The 24,286-nt window shown below is 52.6% G+C and carries 27 protein-coding genes; 11 read left to right on the top strand and 16 right to left on the bottom strand.

Going from position 1 to position 24,286, the window contains the following annotated elements; translation table 11 throughout:
• Positions 1-71 precede the first annotated feature (71 nt).
• Positions 72-320 (top strand): GlsB/YeaQ/YmgE family stress response membrane protein, encoded by a 249-nt coding sequence (locus EFO84_RS00520; protein WP_240642611.1) that lies wholly within the window; start codon positions 72-74, stop codon positions 318-320.
• A gap of 63 nt (positions 321-383) precedes the next feature.
• On the opposite strand, the gene EFO84_RS00515 is transcribed toward EFO84_RS00520, so the two are convergent.
• The 5 genes from EFO84_RS00515 to EFO84_RS00495 all read right to left on the bottom strand — a co-directional run bounded on the left by EFO84_RS00515 (position 384) and on the right by EFO84_RS00495 (position 3,336).
• Entirely contained in the window at positions 384-827 is a 444-nt protein-coding gene (locus tag EFO84_RS00515) for a hypothetical protein (RefSeq protein WP_127346109.1), read from the bottom strand.
• On the bottom strand, positions 824-1,258 hold the full coding sequence (locus EFO84_RS00510; protein ID WP_127346108.1) for a hypothetical protein: 435 nt from the start codon (positions 1,256-1,258) through the stop codon (positions 824-826). The genes EFO84_RS00515 and EFO84_RS00510 overlap by 4 nt, the downstream gene beginning before the upstream one ends.
• A 13-nt stretch (positions 1,259-1,271) precedes the next feature.
• On the bottom strand, positions 1,272-2,510 hold the full coding sequence (locus EFO84_RS00505; protein ID WP_127346107.1) for a type II toxin-antitoxin system HipA family toxin: 1,239 nt from the start codon (positions 2,508-2,510) through the stop codon (positions 1,272-1,274).
• On the bottom strand, positions 2,500-2,823 hold the full coding sequence (locus EFO84_RS00500) for a helix-turn-helix domain-containing protein (RefSeq protein ID WP_127346106.1): 324 nt from the start codon (positions 2,821-2,823) through the stop codon (positions 2,500-2,502). The genes EFO84_RS00505 and EFO84_RS00500 overlap by 11 nt, the downstream gene beginning before the upstream one ends.
• A gap of 99 nt (positions 2,824-2,922) precedes the next feature.
• Complete coding sequence (locus EFO84_RS00495) at positions 2,923-3,336, bottom strand: hypothetical protein (RefSeq protein ID WP_127346105.1); 414 nt, start codon at positions 3,334-3,336, stop codon at positions 2,923-2,925.
• Between the two features lie 85 nt (positions 3,337-3,421).
• Here EFO84_RS00495 and EFO84_RS00490 point away from each other — a divergent pair, with 85 nt between their 5' ends.
• Complete coding sequence (locus EFO84_RS00490; RefSeq protein ID WP_127346104.1) at positions 3,422-4,045, top strand: LysE family translocator; 624 nt, start codon at positions 3,422-3,424, stop codon at positions 4,043-4,045.
• Here the strand turns inward: EFO84_RS00490 and EFO84_RS00485 are convergent.
• Positions 4,042-4,797: a MauE/DoxX family redox-associated membrane protein gene (locus EFO84_RS00485; protein ID WP_127346103.1), complete on the bottom strand. Its 756-nt coding sequence runs from the start codon at positions 4,795-4,797 to the stop codon at positions 4,042-4,044. The genes EFO84_RS00490 and EFO84_RS00485 overlap by 4 nt on opposite strands.
• Before the next feature lie 75 nt (positions 4,798-4,872).
• On the opposite strand from EFO84_RS00485, the gene EFO84_RS00480 reads away from it, so the two are divergent.
• On the top strand, positions 4,873-5,259 hold the full coding sequence (locus EFO84_RS00480) for a MerR family transcriptional regulator (RefSeq protein ID WP_205701911.1): 387 nt from the start codon (positions 4,873-4,875) through the stop codon (positions 5,257-5,259).
• A gap of 32 nt (positions 5,260-5,291) precedes the next feature.
• On the opposite strand, the gene EFO84_RS00475 is transcribed toward EFO84_RS00480, so the two are convergent.
• On the bottom strand, positions 5,292-5,474 hold the full coding sequence (locus EFO84_RS00475; protein WP_127346101.1) for a type II toxin-antitoxin system CcdA family antitoxin: 183 nt from the start codon (positions 5,472-5,474) through the stop codon (positions 5,292-5,294).
• A 74-nt stretch (positions 5,475-5,548) separates the two neighbouring features.
• Complete coding sequence (recQ, locus tag EFO84_RS00470; RefSeq protein WP_240642610.1) at positions 5,549-7,348, bottom strand: DNA helicase RecQ; 1,800 nt, start codon at positions 7,346-7,348, stop codon at positions 5,549-5,551.
• Positions 7,349-7,437: 89 nt separating this feature from the next.
• On the opposite strand from recQ, the gene rarD reads away from it, so the two are divergent.
• Entirely contained in the window at positions 7,438-8,337 is a 900-nt protein-coding gene (gene rarD / locus EFO84_RS00465) for an EamA family transporter RarD (RefSeq protein ID WP_127346099.1), read from the top strand.
• On the opposite strand, the gene uvrD is transcribed toward rarD, so the two are convergent.
• A complete protein-coding gene (uvrD, locus tag EFO84_RS00460) occupies positions 8,313-10,538 on the bottom strand; it encodes a DNA helicase II (protein WP_127346098.1) in 2,226 nt (741 codons plus the stop codon). The genes rarD and uvrD overlap by 25 nt on opposite strands.
• A 152-nt stretch (positions 10,539-10,690) precedes the next feature.
• Between uvrD and EFO84_RS00455 the strand changes: the two genes are divergently transcribed.
• A complete protein-coding gene (locus tag EFO84_RS00455; RefSeq protein ID WP_127346097.1) occupies positions 10,691-10,933 on the top strand; it encodes a ribbon-helix-helix domain-containing protein in 243 nt (80 codons plus the stop codon).
• 3 nt (positions 10,934-10,936) lie between these two features.
• Positions 10,937-11,224 carry a type II toxin-antitoxin system RelE/ParE family toxin gene (locus tag EFO84_RS00450; protein WP_127346096.1) on the top strand — a complete coding sequence of 96 codons (288 nt, stop codon included), beginning with the start codon at positions 10,937-10,939 and terminating at the stop codon, positions 11,222-11,224.
• Positions 11,225-11,238: 14 nt separating this feature from the next.
• On the opposite strand, the gene EFO84_RS00445 is transcribed toward EFO84_RS00450, so the two are convergent.
• From EFO84_RS00445 to lptM, 6 genes are read right to left on the bottom strand one after another with little or no spacing between them, the layout of a single operon-like run.
• A complete protein-coding gene (locus EFO84_RS00445; protein WP_127346095.1) occupies positions 11,239-11,952 on the bottom strand; it encodes an HAD-IA family hydrolase in 714 nt (237 codons plus the stop codon).
• Between the two features lie 8 nt (positions 11,953-11,960).
• Positions 11,961-12,866, bottom strand: coding sequence for a tyrosine recombinase XerC (locus EFO84_RS00440; protein WP_127346094.1), 906 nt, complete (start codon positions 12,864-12,866; stop codon positions 11,961-11,963).
• On the bottom strand, positions 12,853-13,560 hold the full coding sequence (locus EFO84_RS00435) for a DUF484 family protein (protein ID WP_127346093.1): 708 nt from the start codon (positions 13,558-13,560) through the stop codon (positions 12,853-12,855). The genes EFO84_RS00440 and EFO84_RS00435 overlap by 14 nt, the downstream gene beginning before the upstream one ends.
• Positions 13,557-14,378 (bottom strand): diaminopimelate epimerase, encoded by an 822-nt coding sequence (gene dapF, locus EFO84_RS00430; RefSeq protein ID WP_127346092.1) that lies wholly within the window; start codon positions 14,376-14,378, stop codon positions 13,557-13,559. Before dapF ends, EFO84_RS00435 begins: the two co-directional genes overlap by 4 nt.
• Complete coding sequence (gene lysA / locus EFO84_RS00425; RefSeq protein ID WP_127346091.1) at positions 14,375-15,631, bottom strand: diaminopimelate decarboxylase; 1,257 nt, start codon at positions 15,629-15,631, stop codon at positions 14,375-14,377. Before lysA ends, dapF begins: the two co-directional genes overlap by 4 nt.
• Entirely contained in the window at positions 15,621-15,737 is a 117-nt protein-coding gene (gene lptM / locus EFO84_RS11935) for an LPS translocon maturation chaperone LptM (protein WP_431355309.1), read from the bottom strand. The genes lysA and lptM overlap by 11 nt, the downstream gene beginning before the upstream one ends.
• 106 nt (positions 15,738-15,843) lie before the next feature.
• Here lptM and cyaY point away from each other — a divergent pair, with 106 nt between their 5' ends.
• From cyaY to EFO84_RS00395, 5 genes are read left to right on the top strand one after another with little or no spacing between them, the layout of a single operon-like run.
• The gene (cyaY, locus tag EFO84_RS00415; protein WP_127346089.1) at positions 15,844-16,179 is read left to right on the top strand and encodes an iron donor protein CyaY; all 336 of its coding nucleotides are present in this window, start codon (positions 15,844-15,846) and stop codon (positions 16,177-16,179) included.
• Positions 16,180-16,181: 2 nt separating this feature from the next.
• The gene (hemC, locus tag EFO84_RS00410) at positions 16,182-17,120 is read left to right on the top strand and encodes a hydroxymethylbilane synthase (RefSeq protein ID WP_127346088.1); all 939 of its coding nucleotides are present in this window, start codon (positions 16,182-16,184) and stop codon (positions 17,118-17,120) included.
• Positions 17,117-17,908 (top strand): uroporphyrinogen-III synthase, encoded by a 792-nt coding sequence (locus EFO84_RS00405; protein ID WP_127346087.1) that lies wholly within the window; start codon positions 17,117-17,119, stop codon positions 17,906-17,908. The genes hemC and EFO84_RS00405 overlap by 4 nt, the downstream gene beginning before the upstream one ends.
• Positions 17,901-19,004, top strand: a complete 1,104-nt coding sequence (locus EFO84_RS00400) for a uroporphyrinogen-III C-methyltransferase (RefSeq protein ID WP_127346086.1) — start codon at positions 17,901-17,903, stop codon at positions 19,002-19,004. Before EFO84_RS00405 ends, EFO84_RS00400 begins: the two co-directional genes overlap by 8 nt.
• On the top strand, positions 19,001-20,155 hold the full coding sequence (locus EFO84_RS00395) for a heme biosynthesis HemY N-terminal domain-containing protein (RefSeq protein WP_127346085.1): 1,155 nt from the start codon (positions 19,001-19,003) through the stop codon (positions 20,153-20,155). Before EFO84_RS00400 ends, EFO84_RS00395 begins: the two co-directional genes overlap by 4 nt.
• Here the strand turns inward: EFO84_RS00395 and EFO84_RS11735 are convergent.
• A complete protein-coding gene (locus EFO84_RS11735; protein WP_205701910.1) occupies positions 20,152-24,138 on the bottom strand; it encodes a serine/threonine-protein kinase in 3,987 nt (1,328 codons plus the stop codon). The two genes, EFO84_RS00395 and EFO84_RS11735, sit on opposite strands and share 4 nt — an antisense overlap.
• Between the last annotated feature and the right edge of the window lie 148 nt (positions 24,139-24,286).

Genomic DNA, 24,286 nt, shown 5'->3' with positions numbered 1-24,286 from the left:
TTTTATCTGCTATACCTATACCAGCACGCGCCGCAAGCGCAGGCTAATATAACGATAATAACAAGGAGATCATGATGGGCTTAATTGCATTTTTGTTGGTCGGTTTAATCGCGGGTTGGTTGGCTGGTAAAGTCATCAAAGGCGGTGGCATGGGCCTGATTGGCAACATGGTGGTAGGCGTAGTTGGCGCTTATATTGGCGGCTTTTTGTTCGGCTTACTCGGCTTACAATCTACCGGCGGCATGATCGGCAGTATTATTGTCGCAACCGTGGGCGCTATTGTACTGCTCTGGTTCGTGGGCATGCTCAAGAAGAAATAATCCACACACAAAAAACGGGCCGCAAAGGCCCGTTTTTATTTAAACCCCTTAAGGGGCTGGCAGTTACCAAATATCATCAATGGTGCAGGTTTGCTCTTCGTCATAGAGTGGTTGACGATCTTCGGTAACCACCACAAAATGCAAGTTGAATGAGTCAATGTCTGCATAATCAACTAGGTAATCACCATACAAACTACAGGCCAATTCAAAATGGTCAGCACGTAGGTCATCAATCATCACTTTCAGTGCGTCAGCAGCGACCGCATCACTCACCAACATACCCATGGCCATCATCATGCTAAGTGTAGGTCGATCAATGGCCACATTCATGGCAATGACCCGCAGCCCTTCTTCATCGAAAGTGCCGGCTTGCGATTTCACTTCTTCAGCCATCGCCGCATTCATTTCATCGATGTAGCTTTGCTCTGGAAAGTTAGCTTGCGCCACGGCTGCGGTATTTAGCAGCAACCCGACCAATAATCCCAACGCCCATTTCGCCGTGCTCATAATTCCCCCAATTCACAGGTGTCAGCGGCGTTATACCATACCTGCCCATCGGCTGATGTCAGCGTAATACGTGTGGTAAATGCCGTAGTTGCCGAAAATAATGGCAAATATTCGCTTAAGAACTGGCAACTAAAGTACTCGTGCTCAAAACCCATCGACGTACTGATTTCGCGCCGTTCCTCAATGGATAAGTTAGCATCCATCTCTAACTGCAGCGCCATGCTCATGGTTTTAGTGGCCTCATCAGCACCCACAACCATACTCAAATAGCGCAAGCCACCCGCGTCATAGCCGGTTTCTAGGGAAACTTCTTCGGCCATAAACGCATTCATAGCCGCCAGCCTGTCCGCATCGGGGAAGCTGTCATCGGCTAGACTACTAAAACTAGCGCTAGCGAACAGCGCACCGGCAAACCAATAGTTAAATGTCATGAGATATCCTGAGTTAAAGCCTAAATGCTGCTTGCGTAAGCTGCTGCTCAATCTTGCGAATTCCGAGCTGCTTGGCAAGTAATGGCCAATTTTGAACTGCTGCTGATACTTCCGCAATAATGCTAGTCGCTTTTTGCGGCGAAAGACGAAAATAATGTGCGACTGAACGCACTAATTCCAGATCTAGGCGATTATCCGTTTCATTAATGTTCAAATTCAGCCCTGTACCCTGCGGATTCGCGTTCAGATCATAAGCTTTCGACAATCGCCAACCACCATCACCATAAATAAAGCCATGATTACGCAGGTGGTCATCGGTGTTAGACACCAATACATTAAAAACCATACGCCGCCACAATTGCTGCAAATCGGCGTCACTATTGCCACCAAAGTTGATCAGGAATTGCGCTAACTCAAGGTAGCTTGCACCCACCTGGCCATCATAGCATCCAAGTAACGTCATTGCTGAGGCAAAATGCAGACGCTGCTCGCCATGCCGGTCAAAGCGTTGCGTTAAGAAAGTATGGTGATTGGCGCCAAACTGTTGCACGTCACTTGGGGCCATATCAATGCCAGCATTTACGGCCAGTCGGTAGATCAGAAACTCCCACAGGCCAACGTCGTAATCATCATGTCGACTAGGAAATTTGGCAAGCCATAGCTGCTTACCATTGAGCACAGACGCTTTAGGTCGCGCCCCACCTAATGATGAACCCGGAGCAATCAGTAGCGACAGCCAATGCAGATATTCTGGGTCAGTTAAATCACTGGCTCGCTCAATCTGCCACACTGCGGCCTCGAGCTCGCGCAAATGCGTCAGAGGGGGAGCGGCAAAACTCGGGTCATTGTCCAGAAACGCTGAACTACGTGGTGTCTTGAAACGCAACGCACCCATGCGGTGGATATCATGCACACCTAACAGATAATCCGTTTCCATTAGCGTACGACGTGGTCGGCCCTGTTGTAATGCTTGTGCCGCCTCGCGTCGTTGCATTAGTAATCGACCCCACCTGTCAGGGCAGGAGTCCAAAAATATACGGAAATTCCTGTCACTGTCATCGTTATATTGAGTACCCGCGAACAGCTGCAAACGTGGGTCTATGGCCAAGGCATCCGGAGATTCTAACCACGCTAAGTGGTAGCTGAAACTGAATACTTCTTTACCTCGAATTTGGTCGGCATTTAAGCTGCCGATAAGGGTGGTCTGTTCGAGGTTGGCCCAGTCGGCATAAACATCAATATTACGAGTCATGGTTAGCATTCCTTGCTGATTTTTTGAGTAGCTCGATATCACGTAACTTGCGCCCGAACTCATCATCTTTGGCTACTAACGCCAAATCACCGGCGAGACCTAGAATCGACAACACCACCATGTAGTGACCCATGGATACCGTGGGGTCACCGGCGAAGATCTTACGGAGGGTTGGCCGAGACAAACCGGAACGTTGCGCCAAAAGCGTTTGAGAGATTCTTCTGCGCTTAAGTGCCAACAGCATATTCTCCCCCAGTAGCCGCAAATACTGTTGGTCTTTCGGGAAAACAATGGCTGATCGACGCTCGCTCATGAAACTATAATTTCCACTATTTGTTAATTTGGAAATTATAGTTTCAATTCTGCATCTTGTCAAAGCTAAGGGGCAGGCACTTAAGCAGGATTCATGCTGCTATTTCTTGCAAGCGAGGTTGTCCTCATACACCACATCACCACCGTCTTGGCTTAAGGTGATTTTGTAGCCGACTTCTTTAACATCGTTGTAGCGCTTGTTCATGGCCGCTAAAAAGTCGCAAGCGGCTGTTTGATGGCTACTGCTGATTTCCGCCACTGCGCTGGCGACCGCGCTACTGTCGAGATCGCTACGCAAACTATAAGCCACCGACATATTCAGTCGCTGTTGATGAGCAATGCCACGCATCAGCATTTGCGTTGGCTTAATGCCGGCGGGGCTAAATTCGGCTGCGGCTAACTCAGTTTGCTTATCGCGATTGTAATCTTTGATATAAGTTTTGCTGGGAAAGCGGGCTTCAGCGGCAGCACTGAATAACAGCGCAGCAGCGGCAACACTAAGAACTAAACGCATGAACAATCCTTTTGGTTTTTGTAAGACATTCTCACAGAGCACTGTATTATAAATAGCATTATTTACCACGTCTGCATGGATACTTATGGATATTTTTATCGCTGTACTGTTCTTTGCCTTCAGCACCACCATCACACCAGGCCCGAATAACGTCATGATCATGTCGTCGGGGGTGAATTATGGGGTGAAACAGAGCATGCCGCACTACCTCGGCATCTGCTTGGGCTTCCCGCTGATGGTGTTGCTGGTGGGTTTGGGCTTTGGCGTGGTGTTCGACCGCTACCCCAACCTGCACCAACTGATCAAAGTGCTCGGTGTGGTGTATTTGCTGTGGTTGGCGTGGCATATCGCCAGTGCTGAGCCGAAGGCGATTGAGAAGGGCGAGCGCAAGCCGCTGACGTTCTTTCAAGCGGCGCTATTTCAGTGGATCAACGCCAAAGCCTGGGTGATGGCATCTGGTGCGGTTGCCGCCTTCACCACGGTCAACGGCAATGCTTTGGTGGAAGTATTTGCCATTACTTTGGCGTTCTTGCTGGTGGCATTTCCGTGCGTGGGGCTGTGGCTGGTGTTCGGCTCACTGTTGCGTAAAGTGCTCACCAACACGGTCATGCAACGCGCCTTTAATATCACTATGGGGCTGATATTGGTGGCGTCCATTATTCCCGTGCTAGTGGACTTATGGCAGTTCTATAGCGCTCCGAGTGCTTAGAGACCGAGGCCGTGGCGGTAAAGCATCCATACCGCCATGGCGATCATCATCAGGTTTTCGGTCAGCGACACAAAACCTAATGGCACCTTGGTGGCACCGCCTACGCAGGCACATTTCAGTTGCCGTTTATCGATATACACCGCTTTGAATACCGACACCGCACCGATACCGCCAATGAACAAGGCGATGGGTATCGACAGCCAATTGAACAAGCCACCCAGCATCAACACTCCGGCCAAGCCTTCGGCGTAGGGGTACACATAACCGTACGGCACCCAGCGCTTGGCCAGCAGGTCATAGTTGAGAAACATGGTGGAGAAACTTTCCACGTCTTGCAGTTTCAACAGCGCCAGTACCACCATGGATAACGCGATAAACCATTCAGCGGCCTGTACCGATATGAAAGTGCCAAACAGGGTGTAATTCAGCGCCAAGGCACTCAACGCGGTTAATGCAAATAGTACCGCAACCGGCCGATAGGTGGTGGCATTTGGGTCTGCTACGGGCATACCGAGATGCTTGCGGGTCGCTTCATAACCGCCAATGCGCTCACCATCAATAAATACCTGAGGCGTAGTTTTGACGTCATGCTTGGCTTTAAAGGCGTTGGTCTCATCGGCATTAGACAAATGCTGATCGTCGACTTCATAGCCCTTGGAGCGCAGCAGGTGGAGGGTCTTCAGCCCATACGGACACTGATGGTTAGGCGTCATCATGCGGTAGAGCACCGCGGTTTTTGTTGCTTGGCTCATGGTTGATCTCCGGTACTTGTTATTGACGTGGAGAAGTTTAAACTCTGTACTATGGTACGGAGTCAAGAGGTGATTATGTTTACTATCGGAAAACTTGCGGCAAGCGCATCTGTAAGCGTTGAAACCGTGCGCTATTATCAGCGCCAAGGATTACTGCCAACGCCATCGTCACAAGGCGCGGTACGCCACTATGGTGATCACCATCTGCGCCAATTGGTGTTTATTAAGCGGGCCCAAGCCGCCGGCTTTGCGCTAAAAGAAATTAAGTTGCTACTCGACATGGATGCCTCACAGGACCATGCGCAAGCGCGGCAACTGGCTCTAATACGGCTACAAGCCATTGATCAGCAATTGGAACAATTACAGAGCGCACAAGCCGCCTTAAAAAAGCTCGCTCACGCCTGTGAGCATAGCACAAATCAGCCCTGCCCAATTATTGCCGCCTTTATTGATGGGCCCTGAGATCGCGTATGTGGGTAGGAAATACAAAGACGTCAGAATACTCGATGTGAATCAGCAAATAAGCCATGGGCTTCGGTCAGCTGATTGCAATCTTCAAGTGCTTGCTGATTGTCACGAAGCCATTGCTGACGTCTTTTCTGATCAATAAGCTCACGTGATGCCTGTTGTGGCATAACTCCATTAGTTGATGTTCCTGTTGGATTGTCGGTCACCATAAAGTCCACCTTGCTATCTCAATGTCCATTTCAATCGAAGTATAGCTAGTAAATGGTTAGCTCGCCCCGCAAGTTCAGCCATCGCCATCCAGATACTCGGTGATTGCCTCTAAAAACGGTGCGCCGTAGCGCTCGAGTTTCTTCGCGCCCACGCCGGTGACGCTGAGTAGGGCATCGGCATTAGTAGGGTAGCGAATGCACATTTCCACCAGGGTGGTGTCGTTGAAAACTACGAATGGCGGCACTTCTTCGGCATCAGCCAGTTGCTTGCGCAGGGCGCGCAGGCGGCGGAACAGGACTTTGTCGTAGTCGCCGCGATCGGCCACACGAGGTTTGCTGACCACTAAGTTGATGCGTGGCTCGGCCAGTTGCAGGGCAATTTCGCTGCGTAGCACCGGGCGCGCCTCGGCAGTCAGCTGCAACACACCGTATTGCTGCACGTTTTGCACCACCAGGCCGCGGTGAATCAGTTGCCGAATCACCGCCAACCAATAATCGTGGCTGCGCTCAGTGCCAATACCATAAGTGCTGAGCTTCTCGTGGCCGTACTCGGTAATGCGCTGAGATTTAGAGCCGCGCAGCACATCAATCACGTGATTGGCACCAAAGCGCTGGCCAACACGGTAAATGCAGCTCAGCACTTTTTGCGCATCTTCGGTGCCGTCGTATTGGCGTGGCGGATCTAGGCAAATATCGCAGTTCTTGCACGGCTCACTGCGATACTCGTTGAAGTAATTCAGTAGCACCAAACGGCGGCAGGTTTGCGCCTCACCAAGCGCTTGCATGGCGGCGAACTTATGTTGCTCTACGCGGCGGCGGTCGTCGTCTGGGTGCTCATTAATGACGTTGCGTATCCAGGCCGCATCAGCGGGGTCGTACAGCAGCACTGCTTCGGCTGGCAGACCGTCGCGACCGGCGCGGCCAGTCTCTTGGTAGTAGGCTTCAACACTGCGGGGAATGTCGTAATGCACGACAAAGCGTACGTTGGGCTTATTGATACCCATGCCAAAGGCCACCGTTGCTACCACCACATCTAAGTCATCGCGGACAAAACGCCGCAGCACGCTTTCACGGGTTTCATGATCGAGCCCCGCATGATAGGCCGCCACCCGAATGCCGTCGCCGGCCAGCCGATCAGCCAGCTCATCAACGCGCTTACGGCTACCGCAATAAACGATGCCGGAGGCACCACGCTGGCGGCCAATGTAATCGCGCAGCTGTTTCTGCGGTTTGAACTTCTCTTCCACCACATAGCGAATGTTGGGGCGGTCAAACGAGCCTTTGTAGATAATCGGCTGGCGTAACTGCAGACGCTCGACAATGTCGGCCTCAGTGGCCATGTCGGCGGTCGCGGTCAATGCCATAAACGGCACTTGTGGCAGGGCGGCACGTAACTGCCCCAGTTGGCCATATTCAGGGCGGAAGTCATGACCCCACTGCGAAATACAATGGGCCTCATCAATGGCCACTAACGCCACCTGCCATTGCTGCAAATTACGCATAAAAAACGAGGTTAAGGCGCGCTCAGGGCTAACATAGAGCAGACGAATGGTGCCTTGATGCAAGTCCTGCATAGCTTGGGCGCTGACTTCCGCAGTTAAGCCGTTATGCAACGCCGCGGCGGCAACACCCATGGCTTGCAAGGCTTCCACTTGATCTTGCATGAGTGATATCAGCGGCGAAATGACCACTGTCAAACCTTCAGATACTAACGCCGGCAATTGATAACACAACGATTTACCGCCACCTGTGGGCATCAGTACCAAGGCGTCATGGCCACCACGAACGGCTTCAATCACCTGCTGTTGGCCTTCACGGAACACCGTGTAACCAAACACATCGGCAAGAACTTTGGACAGCGCGGGGTTAGACAAAGGTAGTGCTCCAATTGACCGCTAGGTGGAATGGCTCTATTGTATGCATCCCTGCTCCGAAGCACCACCGCCAATGGCCAATTTACGCAATGACTGACACCGCTATCCGCACCCGCCAAGGGGTGCTCTTTGCAATTGCTGCTTACACCATTTGGGGTGTGGCACCTATTTATTTCAAGCTGTTAGCGGCAGTTCCGGCGGCTGAAATCTTAAGCCATCGGATTATTTGGTCGTTTATTCTAGTGTTCGGACTGATTCTGCTGACCAGCCGCCTAGAGCGCTTGAAGCCGATTTTGCGCCATCGTCCGACCATGTTGAAGCTAGCCTTAGCAACGGTATTGCTGGGCGGTAACTGGTTCTTATTTATTTGGGCGGTCAATGCCGACCGTATTCTCGATGCCAGCTTGGGTTACTACATTAACCCGCTGCTTAATGTGGCGATTGGCATGGCCTTTTTCGGTGAGCGTATGCGCCGCATGCAGTGGGTCGCTATTGCCATGGCGGTAACCGGTGTGATGGTGCAGATAGTGAGTTTTGGCGAAGTGCCGTGGATAGCGCTGGTGCTGGCAACCAGCTTCTCGGTGTATGGCGGCATTCGTAAGCGGTTACCGGTGGATTCGATTACCGGGCTATGGCTAGAAACGCTGATTTTGCTGCCGATTGTGCTTATTTACATGCTGTTCTTCGCCAACTCTATGGCCGCTGACATGAGCCAAAACAGTTGGTCGCTGAACCTGTTACTAATTGCCGCTGGTATTGTCACTACCGTACCGTTGCTGTGCTTCACCGCTGCGGCGCAACGCATTCGCTACTCCACCTTAGGCTTCTTTCAATACATTGGGCCCAGTTTGATGTTTGTGGTGGCAGTGTGGCTTTACAACGAGCCACTGGCCATGGACAAGCTGGTGACTTTTGGGATTATTTGGGCGGCTCTGGCGCTCTATAGTATCGACACCATTATTTTTCAAAGCCGATCTAAACGCGCGTAAGCCACCACCAGCCATTTGCTGCCTAAGCCGAATTCATCAAAGTTGATTTGAATACGGCTTTGCGCGCCACTGCCTTCATAGTTGATCACCGTGCCTTCGCCAAACTTGGCATGGCGTACCCGCTGGCCGAGCTGAAAACCGGTTTGTTCAAAGGTTTCATGGCTGGCCCCAGTGTGAAAACGGCCGCCAGTGCTGCCAGAAAAGCTGTCACCGTAGCTATCGTTGCGGCGCTGCATGCGTACATGGTAGAGCGCATCGGAGGGGATCTCGCCAATAAAGCGGCTAACACTATGTATCTGTTCCTGACCATAAATGCGGCGCTGTTCGGCGTAAGTAAGTACTAGCTTTTTCATGGCGCGGGTCATGCCCACGTAGCACAGTCGGCGCTCTTCTTCGATGCGGCCCGACTCGCCAATGGACTGCTGCGACGGAAAAAGCCCTTCTTCTACCCCAGTCATAAATACCAGCGGAAATTCCAAGCCTTTGGCGCTGTGCAAGGTCATCAGCTGTACCGCATCTTGATACTCGTCGGCTTGTTCTTCGCCCGATTCCAGCGCCGCGTGTGACAAGAATGAGGTCAGTGGCGTCATGTCTGGGCTGTCGTCATCAAACACCTGATCATCGGCATCAAAGTTATCGCAGGCACTGACCAGCTCTTTTAAGTTTTCCACCCGGGTTTCGGCTTTCTCGCCTTTTTCCGAGGCGTACATAGCCATCAGCCCGGAGTCTTTGATCACCGTGTCGACTTGGCGGCCCAAGCTAAACTCGCTGGTTTCATCTTCTAAGCGGTCAATCAAGCTGATGAATTCTTTTACCGCATTGGCGGCGCGGCCACTCAGTACTTTCTCGGCCACTAAGCGCTTGGCGGCATGCCATAACGACTCGCCTTGTTCACGTGCGGCGGCGCGAATAATATCGACGGTGCGGTCGCCGATACCACGGGTTGGCGTGTTGATCACCCGCTCCAAGGCAGCATCGTTGACGCGGCTGGCTATCAGGTTCAAATAGGCCAGGGCATCTTTGATTTCCTGCCGATCAAAGAAGCGCAAGCCACCATAAATACGGTAGGGAATTCGGCCACGAATCAGCGCTTCTTCGAGCACCCGCGATTGCGCGTTGCTACGGTACAACAGCGCTACATCACTGAGTAAGTTCCCTTTTTCGTGCCAGGCTTCTATTTGTGCGGCGATGTAGCGGGCTTCGTCGACTTCGTTGTAGGCAGCATAAAGGTCAATCTGCTCGCCTTCGTTGCCGTCGGTCCACAAGTCTTTGCCGAGGCGGTCATAGTTTTGTGCAATGACCGCGTTGGCAGCGCGCAAAATAGTCGCGGTGGAGCGGTAGTTTTGCTCCAGTCGCACCGTCAGTACATTGGGGTAATCGCGCAAAAACTGCTGGATATTTTCGACTTTGGCGCCGCGCCAGCCGTAAATAGACTGGTCGTCATCGCCAACAATGGTGACGTAGTTTTCATCAACACCATTGGCACCAGTGGCTGATAGCAGTTTGACCCAAGCGTACTGAATGGAGTTGGTGTCTTGAAACTCATCCACCAGCAAATGGCGAAAGCGGCGTTGGTAATGCTCACGAATGATGCGGTTATCGCGTAATAGTTCGTGGGCGCGTAGCAACAGTTCGGCAAAATCCACCAGCCCTGCGCGGTCGCAGGCATCTTGGTAACCGGCATAGATTTCTTTTAAAGTGCGTTCGTTAATGTCATAGCCGTCGAGGTTTTCGGCGCGTAGGCCTTCGTCTTTTTTGCCGTTGATAAACCAGCAGGCCTGTTTGGCGGGCCAACGTTTTTCGTCCAGGTTCAGGTTCTTGATCACCCGTTTGACGATACGCTGCTGGTCGTCAGAGTCGATAATCTGAAAGCTCTGCGGTAGTTTCACATCCATGTAGTGGGCACGCAGTAGCCGATGCGCCAAGCCGTGAAAGGTGCCTATCCACATGGAGCGCACCGAGCTGCCGAGTAATTGCTCTACCCGCCCACGCATTTCCGCCGCCGCTTTGTTGGTAAAGGTCACCGCCATAATACTAAACGGCGACACCCGTTTTTCTTGCAGCAACCAGGCAATACGATGCACCAACACCCGGGTTTTACCACTACCAGCGCCAGCCAGCACCAGCATATGTCGCTCAGAAGCGGATACCGCTTCGCGTTGCTTTTGGTTGAGTTGGTCTAGCAGTGGATGACTTGTCACAGCGTTTGGTTTCCTTGATTCGGGCTATGCGGCTTAGTGTAAATTGCCACTACTGTATAGGCAACCAGTAATAGCCGATTCGGTCTCAGCATTTGCCAACACAGTTCATGTGGTGTAAATTTACACCAGAAGTTCGCATTGGAGGATAAGCCATGACGCGTCAAAGTATTACGCTAACAGAGCAAAATGATCAGTGGCTGCGGCTACACGTTGAAGAAACCGGTGAATACAGCAGCAAAAGCGAGCTGATTAACGATTTGATCCGGCGCGCTCGGCGCGTTGAAGCCATCAACCAAAAACTTGCCTTGGCTGAACAGAGTGGGTTCACCGAGCAATCCCCAGCAGAGATTCTCGCTGAGTTTAAAGCGCAGTTAAAAATTCCTGAATTGCCATAACCCATGGCTAACTATTATTTATCGAATGCAGCTAAGGCCGATCTAAAACGAATCTATAGCTATGGCTATCAAGTGTTTGGTGAAACTCAAGCTGATACCTACTTTGCTGCTTTCTTTGATGCGTTTGAACGGATCGCACAGGCACCGCTGAGCTTCCCGAGTGTCGACCACATTCGGCCTGGATATCGCCGTGCTGTATGCGGCGTCGATAGTATCTACTTTCGACAGAATGACGACATGGTCGAGATCATGGCGATTCTTGGTGGTCAGCAAAGTGAGCTTTGGTTGTAGAGCTCATTCTCACATCAAAGCAGCAACTCTCTCAGTTCACTAAGATCATCAAAGCGCAGGGTGGGGAGCACTTTGAATTGTTCGGGGTGGCCGAGGCCGCCGGCGAACCAGGCACTCTGCCAGCCGGCGCGTTGGGCGCCGAAGATATCTGCGGTTGGACTATCGCCAATGTGCAGAAATTCAGCTGGCTTTAGGGCAGGTAGATGTTTTTCAGCCGCCACAAACATGTCGGCATGCGGTTTGCCACGGCGGTGTGGTGCGGGTTGTAAGATCAAGCTGAAATAGTCAGCTAAGCCAATAGTTGCCACGTTGACGTTGCCATTACTCAGCGCCAGCAGCGGGTAACGCTGGCCTAAATCGGCTAGCAACTGATGCACTTCAGGGCTAATCGCCACCTGATTGCGTTCGCGTAGAAACACCGCCAAACCTTGTTCAGCGCCAGCTATCGCTTCGGCTTGCGAAACTCCCGCAGCCAACAGACCTTGCTCAATAGTGGCCAAACGCAGTGCGGTCATATCGCTGGCGAGCAACTCATCAGTCAGCATCAAATGACTGCGCCGCCGCGCCCAGTCGCGAATGCCCCAGTGCGCCGTTTGCGGAAAAGTATCACGCAAAAACTCATAGCCGGCCTGCTCGGCGCGGATCATCACTGGCACGTTATCGTACAGGGTGTCATCAAGATCGAAACTAAGCGCCTGTACTGGGCGCAATCGACGGAAAAACTGCATGCTTCATCCTAATCGCGTTTTTTGCGGGCGCGTGGGTGGGCGCCGTCGTAAACCTTAGCTAAATGCTGAAAATCGAGGTGCGTATACACCTGGGTGGTGCTCAAATTGGCGTGCCCGAGGAGCTCCTGTACCGCACGTAAGTCACCGCTTGATTCCAGCATGTGTGAGGCAAACGAGTGACGCAACTTGTGCGGATGTAAATTGCTGGTCAGGCCCTGTTGTTGCCCCCAAAAATTCAGCCGCTGCTGCACCGTGCGCGGGCTAATACGCTGCTGGCGTTGGCTAATAAACAACGCCAACTCGGTCAAATTACCGGCCAACCATTGGCTACGAACGGGTAACCAGCGCTGCAACGCCTCGGCGGCGAACTTGCCATAGGGCACAATACGGGTCTTTTGCCCTTTACCGATCACGCGCAATTCGCGATGGCGTGGATTAATGGCATCGATATCTAGCGCCACCAACTCCGCCAAACGTAAGCCACTGCCGTAGAGCAATTCCATCATCGCCGCATCACGCAGCGCCAGCGGATCATCACTGGGGAGTTTCAATAATTGGCTGATGCTATCCACATCTAGGTTTTTCGGCAGCCGCTTGCCTTTGCGCGGTGCTTTCAACTGACTGGCGGGGTTGTCGTGCAGCCAGCCTTCGCGCATGGCATAGCCACAAAAGGTGCGCCAGGCGGCCAACCGCTGCGCTAATGAGGCATCGCCTAAGCCACGGCGACGCCAACTGACAAACAACCGCTCAAAGGTGGGTAAATTGAGTTGTGCCACGTTATCCACACGCTGTTGCGCCAGCTCTAGTATGTCGGCGTCTAGCACTCGGCTGTAACTGTTTAAGGTATGCTCGGCTAAGCCGCGTTCACCGGTTAAGTGACGAATGAAACGTTGCCGCGCCTCAGAGAGCTTCATAGTGGGTGAGTAATGGCGGCAGAATTTTGCTCAGCAAGGCCTGTAATTGCCGCACCAGCAGGGTATCCATAGCCGGCTCAAAATGGCTGGCATCATGGTTACCAATGGCTAACATGCCCAGCTCGCCTTGCTCGCCAAGGAGCAACAGCGCCACCGAGGCAATCTGCTCATTGGGGAACAATAACTTCTGCTCATCGGCGGTTAAACGGCCTAAATAAATTGGGCTATGGGCAAAGCGCTTGCTCAAGAGTTGCTTGTGGGTATCGGCAGCGAAGGTAAATTGTTCGGCTAATTCCAGCGGGCTGTCAAAAAATTTCAACGACAGCGCTGGCATATTGAGTTGTTCCGAGAACGTACGCTGCAGGGCATCCATCACTTCGCTGATATCACGGCAACACAGCAGGTGCACGTAGAGCTCGCTGTAACGGGTAAACAGCTCTTCATTGCGCCGTGCGGTGGTCATTAACTCGGTGATTTCCTCTTCGAGTTGCGCCAAACGCTGACGCAGCACCTGCTGCTGACGCTCGACCAACGACACCGCGCCACGACCATCGTGTTGCAGTCGCATTTGTTGCAATAAGTCGGGGTGACGTTCAAAAAAATCCGGATTTTGCTGCAAATAGGCGGCGATCAAGGCGTCATCTACCACGATATCACCCAGTTCTTGATAATTTTCTAAAGGCTTGCTGGTCATAGTCGTAATTGTCCATCAAAGACGTGTTCGGCGGGGCCTGTCATACGCACCGAATGTCCTGGTTGCCAACGAATGGTCAAATTGCCACCGGGTAACTCCACGTTTACCGTATCATTTAATTTGCCTTGGCGCATACCAATTACCGCCGCCGCGCAGGCGCCACTGCCACAGGCTTGGGTTTCACCACAGCCACGCTCGTACACCCGAAGCTTGATAGTATCGCGGTCAATAATCTGCATAAAACCAACGTTCACGCCCTCAGGAAAGCGTTCATGTGTGGCTAATAATGGCCCTAATTCGCTCACCGTAGCGGTACTGATGTCGGTGGTTTCAATCACACAGTGCGGGTTGCCCAGCCCCATGGCACCGAACAAAATGGTGTGTTCAGCTTCGCGCAGCACATAGGTGAGTTCTTCTTTATTGGCTTTAAACGGGATCTGCGCTGGGGCGAACTGTGGTATACCCATTTCTACCGTGATGCGGCCATCTTTTTCATGGTGTAGCACCATTTTGCCGACTTTGGTGCTGACCCGAATATGGTTTTTGTTAGTCAGGCCTTTTTGTTTCACGAACAGCGCAAAACAGCGCGCGCCGTTGCCACATTGCGACACTTCGCTGCCATCAGCATTGAAAATACGGTAGTGAAAATCGCTATCCGGCTCATACGGCGGCTCAACCAGCAGGAGTTGGTCAAAACCAATGCCGCGATGGCGATCAGCCCATTGACGGATCTGTTCAGGATTGACGTAAACGTTTTGGGTGACTGCGTCGATCACCATGAAGTCATTGCCTAAGCCATGCATTTTACTGAAGTTCATGTCCGTTCCTCAGGCAGTAGCCGCTCGCCTTTCCATAAATCTTCTAATACTTCACGCTCACGAATCAGCGTGGCTTGGTCGCCCTGCACCAAAACTTCTGCGGCACGCGGGCGGGTATTGTAGTTGGAGGCCATGGTAAAACCGTAGGCACCGGCATTCATAATCGCTAAAAAGTCGCCTTGCTGAGCGCTTAAATGCCGTGCGTGACCGAAAAAGTCACCGGTTTCACACACCGGCCCAACTACGTCTACCAGCGCACTGGCCGCACCGCTGGCTTGACGCACCGGCACGATATCGTGATAGGCCTGATAGAGCGCGGGGCGAATCAGGTCATTCATGCCGGCATCGACCAACAAGAAGTTCTTGTCCTCACCGGGCTTTAAATATTCAACTTTGGTCAGCAGTACACCGGCGTTACCGACAATGGCGCGGCCCGGCTCAAGTAGCAGCGTAAGTCCGCCAACCGCAGCGGCTTTTTGCTGCAAGATGTGCAAATAGCTGGCTATGTCTGGCTGACTTTCGTGCTGGTAGGGTATGCCGATGCCACCGCCCATATCCAAATGGTCAATCGCCACGCCTTCAGCACGTAATTCTTGCACCAGCGCCAACATGCGATCAGCCGCATCCAGAAAGGGGCTGGCGGTTAAGATTTGCGAGCCAATGTGGCAGTCTAAGCCACGCATATGGATGTGCTTAAGTGCCTGCCCCTTAAGCGCGACGGCTTTGGCGTCGCGCATGGCAATACCGAATTTATTGGCTTTGAGGCCGGTCGCTATGTAGGGGTGAGTTTGCGCGTCCACATCGGGGTTGACCCGCAGTGACACCGGCGCAATCACCTGATGGGCAGCGGCAATGTCATTGATGCGCTCCAACTCGGCGGCTGATTCCACGTTGAAACAGCCGATACCTTGCTCTAACGCGTAGGCGATTTCGTCATGGCTTTTGCCGACTCCGGAAAATACCACGTCTTGCGCTCTACCACCGGCTTGGAGTACCCGCGCCAGCTCGCCGCCAGAGACAATATCAAAGCCAGCGCCATGGCGGGCCAACAGCTGCAAAATCGCCAAATTACTATTGGCTTTCACCGCGTAACACAACTTATGCGGTGCTGGCCAATGCGCTGCAAACTGCTGCCAATTACGCAATATTGCCTGCTGTGAGTAGACAAATAGCGGCGTTCCGAACTGCTGGGCTAAGCGTTCGAGGCTGCATTGTTCGGCATGTAACTGCTCTGCCTGATAGTTAAACGTCATGGCTGACCGTACTGTTTTTATCAGTGGGCGGTGGCGGCGCTTGCAACGGACCTTTTTGTCCGCATGCGACCAATGTCAGCGCAGCTGCTACAATGACGATACGCATTACTTTCGTGACAAACATCGGTAAACTGTACCTACTGTGAATTCGATGAAAAATCGTGTGCCTATCATCGCATCGCGAGGGCAAAAAGTCATTACTAGGAGTCGACATGCAAGAACATCAATACCATGAATTAGCCGATGCCACTATCTTAGCGATTGAAGAGGCCGTAGAAGCGTTAGTTGAGGGCGCTGGCATTGATATTGAGTTTGAATCGGGTGGCGAAATCTTAGAGCTCGAATTTACCAATCGCAGCAAGATCATCATTAATAAACAACCGCCTCTGATGCAACTGTGGGTGGCAACCAAGTTTAACGGCTACCATTTTGAATACCGTGATGGCCTGTGGATAGACAACCGCAGTGGCGTTGAATTATGGGCGCTGCTGTCTGATGCCATGAGCAAGCAAGCCGGTGTTGCGATTCAGTTGAAAGCTGCGGAGTAAGCATGAAAACCTTAACCATTGCCACCCGCAAGAGCATGCTCGCGCTGTGGCAAGCCGAGCACATTAAAGCGCGGCTCGAGCAATTACACCCTGGGCTGAGCGTTGAATTACTGCCAATGAGCACCCGTGGCGATGTGATCCTCGATACTCCGCTGGCAAAAATAGGTGGCAAGGGCTTGTTCGTGAAAGAGCTGGAAATTGCCATGCTCGAGGGCAAAGCCGATATCGCTGTGCATTCAATGAAAGATTTACCGGTGGAGTTTCCTGACGGGCTGGAGCTGTACGGTATTTGTGAACGTGAAGACCCGCGCGATGCTTTCGTCAGCAATCACTACAACAGCCTTGAAGAGCTGCCTGACGGTGCCATTGTGGGTACCTGTAGCTTACGCCGCAAGTGCCAAATTTTGGCGCAATTTCCGCACCTGAAAGTGCATGATTTGCGCGGTAACGTGCAAACCCGCTTGAACAAACTCGATGACGGCCAATTTGATGCCATTATTTTGGCAGCTTCTGGGCTGATTCGGCTCGATCTGCATGCCCGTATTCGTCAACGCATTGCGGTAGAAGTTAGTTTGCCCGCCAATGGTCAGGGCGTGTTAGGCATTGAGTGCCGTAGTGACGATAGTGCGACCAAGGCCTTGCTCGAACCACTGATTTGTCAGCAAACACGCAGCTGTGTGCTGGCCGAGCGCGCCATGAACCGGCGCTTACAGGGCGGCTGCCAAGTGCCGATTGGCGCTTATGCCGAACTGCATGGTGATCAGCTGCACTTGCGCGGCTTAGTGGGCCGCCCTGATGGCAGCGAAATCATTGAAGGCGAAATTAGTGGTGACCGCAATGATGCCGAGCAGCTCGGTATTGAGCTCGCTGAGTTCTTACTCGAGCGCGGGGCCGGAACCATTTTGGCCGATGTATATGAGGGGCACACCCTAAACTCATGAGTAGCGCGCTAATTTTACGTCCAGCATCGCCCACCGACACACTGCAGCAACTGCTGCAACAACGGGCTGTACAGCTGGGTCTATCATTAGCCTGCGATTATCACAGTATGGTGCAGATCAGCGCTTATACCGACGCTTCGGTGAACCTTGCTGAGCTGTTACAGCAACCCTGGCATGGCGCCATGATGGTAAGCGTCAACGCCGCTCAGTTTTTTGCCGCTCAAGTAGCACAGTATGCGCCCGAGGTGGTTATGCCGAACTGCCGCTGGTATGCGGTTGGGCCAACCAGTGCGGCAGCCATTGCGCAGGTGGTTAAGCGCCCAGTCACCTGCCCCTGGCGGGAGCACAACAGCGAAGCATTGTTGGCGCTACCCGAGCTGCAACAGGTTGCCGGTCAGCGTTGGTTGCTGGTTCGTGCCAATGAAGGGCGCGAGTTATTCGCCGATACCTTGCGCGCTCGCGGCGCCGACGTGCATTACTTAGCGGTGTATCAGCGCAACCCAGTTACCGTGTCGAGCGCGCAAATTGAGCACTGGCAACAGCATGTACGCTGTATTTTTGTCAGTAGTGCCGAACAATTAGGCTATTTTCTTGCCGCCATGCCACGCCAAGCGTTAAGCTGGCTACAACAGTGTACTTGGGTGGTCGCCAGCCAACGCTTGGCGGCGTTACTACCCGCAGCACTCGCGCCTAACGCGGTTATCGCCGACAGCGCCACACCATTCGCCATGGTCGAGGCCTGGCAGCAAGTCATCACGCATCAACAGGAAGCAACGCCACATGACTGATACCAACACGCAAACAGAAACCACTCCAGCTAAGCCTACGCCAGCTCCTAAGCCGCCGCGCCAGCGTTCGTCTACGGGTGGCTGGTGGGCGTTGTTGCTGGTACTGGTGCTAGTTGGTGGCAGCGCCACGGCCGGGTATGTGTACCTCTGGCCCGCCTATCAACAGCAGCAGCAATTACACCAGCGTCAGTTGGTTGATATGCAGAACCAAATTGAGGAGCTACGGGATATCAATGCCCGCCAGGCTGATCAGGTGCGCATGGTCATTCAAGGCGAAGTCAGTGGTATTGCCCGCCAAGCTTACGAACGTGAACAGCAGCAACAAGCTCTCTTGGAGCGCTATCAACGCGCTGTCGAATCGGTACAAGCCGAATTGGCGAACCTCGATTTATCGCAGCAAACTACCTGGCGCATTCTTGAAGCGCGTAATTTAGTTGAGCGCGCTGGACAGAAACTATGGATTGATAGCGACGTGGCCGCCACTATTCAGTTGTTGCAACTGGCTGATTCGCATTTAGCGGCGTTGAATAATCCAGCACATCGTGCGGCGCGTCAGGCCTTGGCCGATGACTTGTTTGCCCTGCAAGCACTGCCGGCTAATCAGATTGATGCTGCCGCCATGCGTTTAGCCAGCGTGCAGGCACAACTAGCACGAGTAAACTGGTATCAGCGTCAACCGGGTCGCAGCGAACTGAGCGCGGTAGATGACAGCGCTGATTGGTGGCAACAGTTGCAACAAAGCGCCGGTAAACTGGCCGATCAATTGGTGCGGGTGCAGTATCGTGAAACCCCGGTGCAGCCGTTATTATCCGATGCCTTCGTGAATTTGCTGCAGCAACGTACGCTGTTGCAGTTACAGATTGCCCAACAAGCGGCCTTAGCCGGTCGCCAAGATGTTTACCAGCAAGCCTTACAACAGGCGCTGACTATGCTGCAGCAACTGGGGGCAACTGATGTGGTGGAGATTCAACGGGCGCAAAGTGAACTCGATACCTTAGCCCAGCTGACCTTAGTGCCGGAGTATCCCGCCGAACTGCAGGCCACGGCCCAACTTGAGCGCTTGGCGCGGCAAGCAACCGCGGAGAATGGCCAATGAAATATGCCTGGATCATCCTCCTTGTTTTAGTCGCTGGTTTATTGATTGGCCCCTATTGGTCAGGCAGCACCGGCTATGTGTTAATTGCGATTGGTAATTGGACCATCGAAACCAGTATTGTCGCGGCGGTGATCATGTTGGTGGTGCTTACCATTGTGCTCCGCGCGATCATGCGTGCGGTACTACTGGTGGTGCGCAAAACCAAATGGGGCGTACGCTGGTTTGGCGAACGCAAGAACAACAAAGCACAGCAAGCCTTTGCGCAAGGCGCGCAACTGTTGGTTAATGGCGAGCCGGCTGCCGCCAGCCAAGCCTTTGGCCGTAGTTGGGGGTTAGTCAAACAACCCCTGACCGCGACCTTTGCCGCCTATGCGGCACAACAAGCGGGTGATTTGAGCCTAGCCCGCGATTGGCTGCGAAAAATCAATAACCCTGCCGATTTCCAGGTCGCTGATACTATTTTAAGCTTGCGTGCCAACCCTGAGTTAGCACGACAAAAAGTGGACCTATTAAAACGTCTAACCGCTACCCACGCCGATAACGTTCCGCTATTGAAAGTCACTCTACAGGCATATCAACAGCTGCATCGCTGGCACGATATCATTGCGCTATTACCCCATGCCCAGCGCCTACAGTGCTTAACCGCAACCGAACAGTTCACCTTAACTGAACAAGCTTACACCGAGGTCATGCGTGAACTAGGGCGGAGCCGTGCCGATCAACTGGAGCCGTATTGGGATAAACTGAGTCGCGAGCAGCGCCGCAGCGCGCCAATTCGTTTAGCCTACATTGCCACCCTACGTGGCTTTGGCCTCGAAGATGCTGCCGGTAAATTAGCGGCTCGCGCGCTGAAGCGTGGTGATCTGAAACTGGTCGACTTAGTTGAACGCAAACTGATCGTCAATCAAGACGAGCTGAAAGGCTTTTTGCAGGATTCGTTGAAGCGTACGCCGGATGACCCCATGCTGCTTCACGCCTTAGGACAAATCGCGCTGCAGGATAAAGAGTATGATTTGGCCAGCCGAGCCCTACGCCGTGCCGCTGATGTCGCGCCGTCAAAGCAGGTATTACTGGATTTAGCCTATGCTCATGAAATGGCTGGCGATCAGAAACGTGCCTTAAGTTGCTATCGCCAGGCCTTGAAAAGTTAATTGAGATTACGCAGTGCCTCGACCGCTTGCTGATCGCCCTGATCAGCAGCGAGGCGATACCATTTCATCGCTTCGCGGCGGTTGGCACGAACCGATAGACCATATTCATGATAGTTACCGAGGTTAAATTGCGCGCCGGCCAGATTCTGCTCAGCAGCTTTTAGGAACCACTCATAGGCGCGGTCGTAGTTTTTCGCCACACCGCTGCCTTCGTGATACATCACCCCTAAACTATTCTGTGCATTGGCATGGCCATTAGTTGCCGCAACACTGACCAGGCGGAAGGCTTCGGTGAGATTAGCAGTTTGCCCCTCACCGTTGCGTAGCATCATACCTAGATTATAGTGCGCATCGATATGACCTTGCCCAACCGCCAACCGATAATAACGTGCAGCCTTGGCGAAATCGCGCCCGACACCGCGGCCATATTGGTATGCACGACCGGTTTCATACTGTGCTCCTGAATGGCCCTGATCGGCGGCTAATTCAAAGTATTTTGCTGCAGTGAGCAGATCAACAGAGGTGCCTAGTCCTTCCGATAACACCCTGGCTAGCTCAAACTGAGATTCCATATAGCCGTTGTCGGCGGCTGTACGGAATAGCCGTAGAGCGTTGGTGACATTAGTAGGACCACCACGGCCATTGAATGTCATCAGCGCTAACTGATATTGCGCGAGAGACTGGTCAGGCTCATTTGCGGCGACCTCGAACAGTCGTCGTGCTTCGCTCAGGTTAACCGGTCCGCCCAAACCCCTCAGATTCATGAGAGCCAACTCGGTGTATGCGTCCATAACCTCACCGACATCAATAGCCTGTTGGAATAATTTCTTCGCCGTTGCAAGGTTTTTACTGACGCCCGAACCCTCTAAATACAACCGCCCTAAATTCAACATGGCGGTACTATTGTCGAGATCCACCGCTCGTTGATAGTAGCTGGCAGCTTCGCTGAGGTTTTTCGTGACCCCTAAACCCTGTTGATAGAGCACTCCCAAATTATTCAATGCGTCGGCATTATTCGCCTTAGCGCCGGCTTCGGAATATTCGCGCGCCAACACATAATCCGCAGCAACACCTAAACCTTCCAAGTACATAAACCCTAAATAGGTGCTGGCACCGCTATTACCTTGCTTAGCCGCTTGCTCAAAATAGCGTTTGGCAGTGGTATTATTCTGGCTCACGCCAGCGCCATCAAAATACAGCCGACCAATATTATATTGACCAAACGAGCTCCCGCCCGCAGCGGCTTGGGTATAGTAGGTGACTGCGCGGGTAATATCGCTACGCACACCCCAACCATATTCATAAAGTAAGCCTAAACCGTTCAGTCCGTCGGCCTGTTGCTGCGCGGCTGCAGCCTCAAAATTGCTTTTCGCCACAGCGTAATCTGTCGCCACACCGCGACCATTGAGATACATATAACCAAGGGTAGACTGGGCGTCTTTGTTGCCTTGCTTAGCGGCTAAAGTAAACCATTTCAGCGCCTCGGTATCATTGACGTTGACACTAATACCGTCATAGTAGATTTGCCCTAAGCGGGTTTGTGCAAGCACTTGTCCCCCCGCTGCAGCGCTTAAATAATAGCGCCGAGCTTCGGTCATATTCACGCTACCACCGCGTCCTAGTTCGAACAGACGCGCTAACTGGTACTGTGCCTCAACATCGCCACGCGCCACTGGATAAGCCAAATAGCGACGAGCTTGGGCGAAATCTTGAGCTAAGCCGGTGCCGTTTAAATACATAAAAGCGAGTTTGTCATAAGCGGGTAGGTAGCCACGATCACCGGCTAATTTGGTGTATCGGGCTGCCTCTGTGACATTTTTGGCCACCCCGGTACCACTCTCATACAACGCGCCTATAGCAAATAACGCCCCGGTATGTTGTTGATCGGCAGCCTTAACCAGCCAATTCATGGCGCTATCAACATCACGGCTGACATCTACGCCATCACGATAGCGTAGCGCCATCTGCCATTGTGCTTCAGCATTGCCAGTATCGGCTAGCCGCTCTAGGGTAGCAAAGGCATTGCTGTAATCGGTGAGGGCATAACGCTGGAGCAATGCCAAATACAAGGCCACTTCATCGTTAAAGGCCGCCACCTCGCTCAAACTATCGAGCAAACTTAATGCCGTTGTACGTGCACTGATGGCATCGATACCCATACCATGGCCCTGCGCCTGCAACACTGCTAATTGGCTCTTCGCTAGGGCGCTACCGGCATCTAAAGCCTGCTGATAGCCACTCACTGCAGCGGCATAATCGGCCGCTACAAAATAGGCTTGATTGGCGTTGGCAAAGGCTTCTTGGGCGCTTACCCCGCCTACTAGATCAGCAAGCTGTTGCTGCTGTTGTTGTTCGACTTGTTGCTGCTGTTGCTGTCGTTGCTCGGCAGTCAAACCATCGTCAGTTTCATCGCCTACCTTGGGATCGGACTTGGTAACCACCTTGTCAACTTTTGGCTTTTTGATTGGCTGCTCATCACCACTGAGCAACCATGTCCCCATACCAACCACGAGCAACGCTGCGGCAGCGATACTGCCCCATTTCCACACCGGATCCTGCTTGATAAGGTCGATAAAACCTTCCGGCACTGCCTGCTCAGTGGATTCAGCCTCGCCTGGTACGTTCTCTTGCTTCGCTTCGGCTGTTTGTTGGTTGGTTTCAACTTCAGCTTGCTTGGCGGCCTTGGCTTCTGCCTGCTTAGCGGCTTCAGCTTCCGCCTTCGCTTTGGCCTTGGCTTCGGCTTCTGCCTGCTTAGCCGCTTCAGCTTCCGCCTTGGCTTTGGCCTTGGCTTCGGCTTCTGCTTGTTTAGCCGCTTCAGCTTCCGCCTTCGCTTTAGCCTTGGCTTCAGCTTCCGCCTTCGCTTTAGCCTTAGCTTCGGCTTCTGCCTGCTTAGCCGCTTCAGCTTCTGCCTTGGCTTTGGCCTTTGCCGCTGTATCATCATCCTGCTGACGACTCTGCGGAGTAGGTTGGTGATAGGCGGTCATCGGCTCAGCCACGGTATCGGGCACCGCTGCCTTAATTGGATCAAACCAGGCTGGCTCAGCTTTAGCCGCTGGCGCCGCAGGCTCTGCCTCAACATCGCCCCGAGCAATCGCAATTAAAGCATCGTAGACCTCTTGCATAGACTGCGGGCGTTGCTCTGGCTTGAATTGTAAACAATGATCAATCAAGCCGAGCAATTTAGGGCTATAGCCAGCCCCAGCCAATGATGCAACCGCAGGCATCGGGTCAGGTTTACCATACACAATTGCCATGGCGCGGGTTTCGGCTTTAACACCCACCTGCCCGGTCACTAATCGATACATCAAAGCACCGAAGGCATGAATGTCCATGGATGGCTTAGCCCCATGACCCCCTTCAATCTGCTCAATTGGTGCGTAAAACTCAGTAAAGGGCACTTTTGATTGCGACATGGTCGCGAAATTCTGTTTTGCTGCGCCAAAATCAATAATTACCGGCGAGCCGTCTTCACGACGGATGAATATATTGGCCGGTTTGATATCGCGATGCAGGATGTCTTGCTGATGCAGGTAAACAAAGCCCTCGGCTAATGGAATCAAGAAGTGCAGCAACTGTTCTTGGCTATATAGTTGCCCTTTTTTGCTCAAACCGACGATTAAGGTTTCGAGATCAAGCCCGTCTTCAAAGTCCATCACCAAGTAAGCGGTGTTATTGGCCATAAACAGATCGCGACAGCGCACAATATTACGATGTCGCAGCTTGATCAGGGTTTTACCTTCGGTCATAAAACGACGCAAAGCATCGTCGTACAACTGTTGCCGTGAGTCGCCATGGGGAACAATAGAGAGGCCAGTGCGGCCAGCAACTTCAATAGGTAGGAATTCTTTCAGTGCGACCAGCTCATCCAAAAAGGCATGACGAGCCAAGTAAACAATGCCAAAACCTCCCTGTCCGAGCACGGATTCAATCACATAATGATTTAATTCGGTGCCTTTCGGCAGGACGATATTGGTCGGTTCCATTGGTTTTGCACAACAAGAGTGGCTAATTGTTAACCAATAGTAAATTTAATTGGGAAAATATCAAGCGCAGAACGCCAAAATAGCCAAAGAAAAAGCCCCAGCGGTTAGGCTGGGGCTTGTTCGGGATAGGTGCCTGGCGATGTCCTAC

Source organism: Pseudidiomarina mangrovi (genome assembly GCF_003999375.1).
Lineage (GTDB): Bacteria > Pseudomonadota > Gammaproteobacteria > Enterobacterales > Alteromonadaceae > Pseudidiomarina > Pseudidiomarina mangrovi.
Note: the sequence above shows the minus strand (reverse complement) of the source record. Positions and strands in the feature narration are given on the sequence as shown.

Excerpts from the sequence above, each read along its gene's own strand:
- EFO84_RS00515 (WP_127346109.1), bottom strand. The coding sequence starts at position 827 with ATGAGCACGGCGAAATGGGCGTTGGGATTATTGGTCGGGTTGCTGCTA.
- hemC (WP_127346088.1), top strand. The coding sequence starts at position 16,182 with ATGAAAACCTTAACCATTGCCACCCGCAAGAGCATGCTCGCGCTGTGG.
- dapF (WP_127346092.1), bottom strand. The coding sequence starts at position 14,378 with ATGAACTTCAGTAAAATGCATGGCTTAGGCAATGACTTCATGGTGATC.
- EFO84_RS00490 (WP_127346104.1), top strand. The coding sequence starts at position 3,422 with ATGGATATTTTTATCGCTGTACTGTTCTTTGCCTTCAGCACCACCATC.
- EFO84_RS00450 (WP_127346096.1), top strand. The coding sequence starts at position 10,937 with ATGGCTAACTATTATTTATCGAATGCAGCTAAGGCCGATCTAAAACGA.
- EFO84_RS00475 (WP_127346101.1), bottom strand. The coding sequence starts at position 5,474 with ATGGTGACCGACAATCCAACAGGAACATCAACTAATGGAGTTATGCCA.
- EFO84_RS00500 (WP_127346106.1), bottom strand. The coding sequence starts at position 2,823 with ATGAGCGAGCGTCGATCAGCCATTGTTTTCCCGAAAGACCAACAGTAT.
- EFO84_RS00440 (WP_127346094.1), bottom strand. The coding sequence starts at position 12,866 with ATGAAGCTCTCTGAGGCGCGGCAACGTTTCATTCGTCACTTAACCGGT.
- EFO84_RS00510 (WP_127346108.1), bottom strand. The coding sequence starts at position 1,258 with ATGACATTTAACTATTGGTTTGCCGGTGCGCTGTTCGCTAGCGCTAGT.
- EFO84_RS00395 (WP_127346085.1), top strand. The coding sequence starts at position 19,001 with ATGAAATATGCCTGGATCATCCTCCTTGTTTTAGTCGCTGGTTTATTG.
- lysA (WP_127346091.1), bottom strand. The coding sequence starts at position 15,631 with ATGACGTTTAACTATCAGGCAGAGCAGTTACATGCCGAACAATGCAGC.
- EFO84_RS00495 (WP_127346105.1), bottom strand. The coding sequence starts at position 3,336 with ATGCGTTTAGTTCTTAGTGTTGCCGCTGCTGCGCTGTTATTCAGTGCT.
- EFO84_RS00485 (WP_127346103.1), bottom strand. The coding sequence starts at position 4,797 with ATGAGCCAAGCAACAAAAACCGCGGTGCTCTACCGCATGATGACGCCT.
- EFO84_RS00435 (WP_127346093.1), bottom strand. The coding sequence starts at position 13,560 with ATGACCAGCAAGCCTTTAGAAAATTATCAAGAACTGGGTGATATCGTG.
- EFO84_RS11735 (WP_205701910.1), bottom strand. The coding sequence starts at position 24,138 with ATGGAACCGACCAATATCGTCCTGCCGAAAGGCACCGAATTAAATCAT.
- EFO84_RS00400 (WP_127346086.1), top strand. The coding sequence starts at position 17,901 with ATGACTGATACCAACACGCAAACAGAAACCACTCCAGCTAAGCCTACG.
- cyaY (WP_127346089.1), top strand. The coding sequence starts at position 15,844 with ATGCAAGAACATCAATACCATGAATTAGCCGATGCCACTATCTTAGCG.
- EFO84_RS00520 (WP_240642611.1), top strand. The coding sequence starts at position 72 with ATGATGGGCTTAATTGCATTTTTGTTGGTCGGTTTAATCGCGGGTTGG.
- EFO84_RS00405 (WP_127346087.1), top strand. The coding sequence starts at position 17,117 with ATGAGTAGCGCGCTAATTTTACGTCCAGCATCGCCCACCGACACACTG.
- EFO84_RS00505 (WP_127346107.1), bottom strand. The coding sequence starts at position 2,510 with ATGACTCGTAATATTGATGTTTATGCCGACTGGGCCAACCTCGAACAG.
- EFO84_RS00480 (WP_205701911.1), top strand. The coding sequence starts at position 4,873 with ATGTTTACTATCGGAAAACTTGCGGCAAGCGCATCTGTAAGCGTTGAA.
- lptM (WP_431355309.1), bottom strand. The coding sequence starts at position 15,737 with ATGCGTATCGTCATTGTAGCAGCTGCGCTGACATTGGTCGCATGCGGA.
- EFO84_RS00455 (WP_127346097.1), top strand. The coding sequence starts at position 10,691 with ATGACGCGTCAAAGTATTACGCTAACAGAGCAAAATGATCAGTGGCTG.
- rarD (WP_127346099.1), top strand. The coding sequence starts at position 7,438 with ATGACTGACACCGCTATCCGCACCCGCCAAGGGGTGCTCTTTGCAATT.
- EFO84_RS00445 (WP_127346095.1), bottom strand. The coding sequence starts at position 11,952 with ATGCAGTTTTTCCGTCGATTGCGCCCAGTACAGGCGCTTAGTTTCGAT.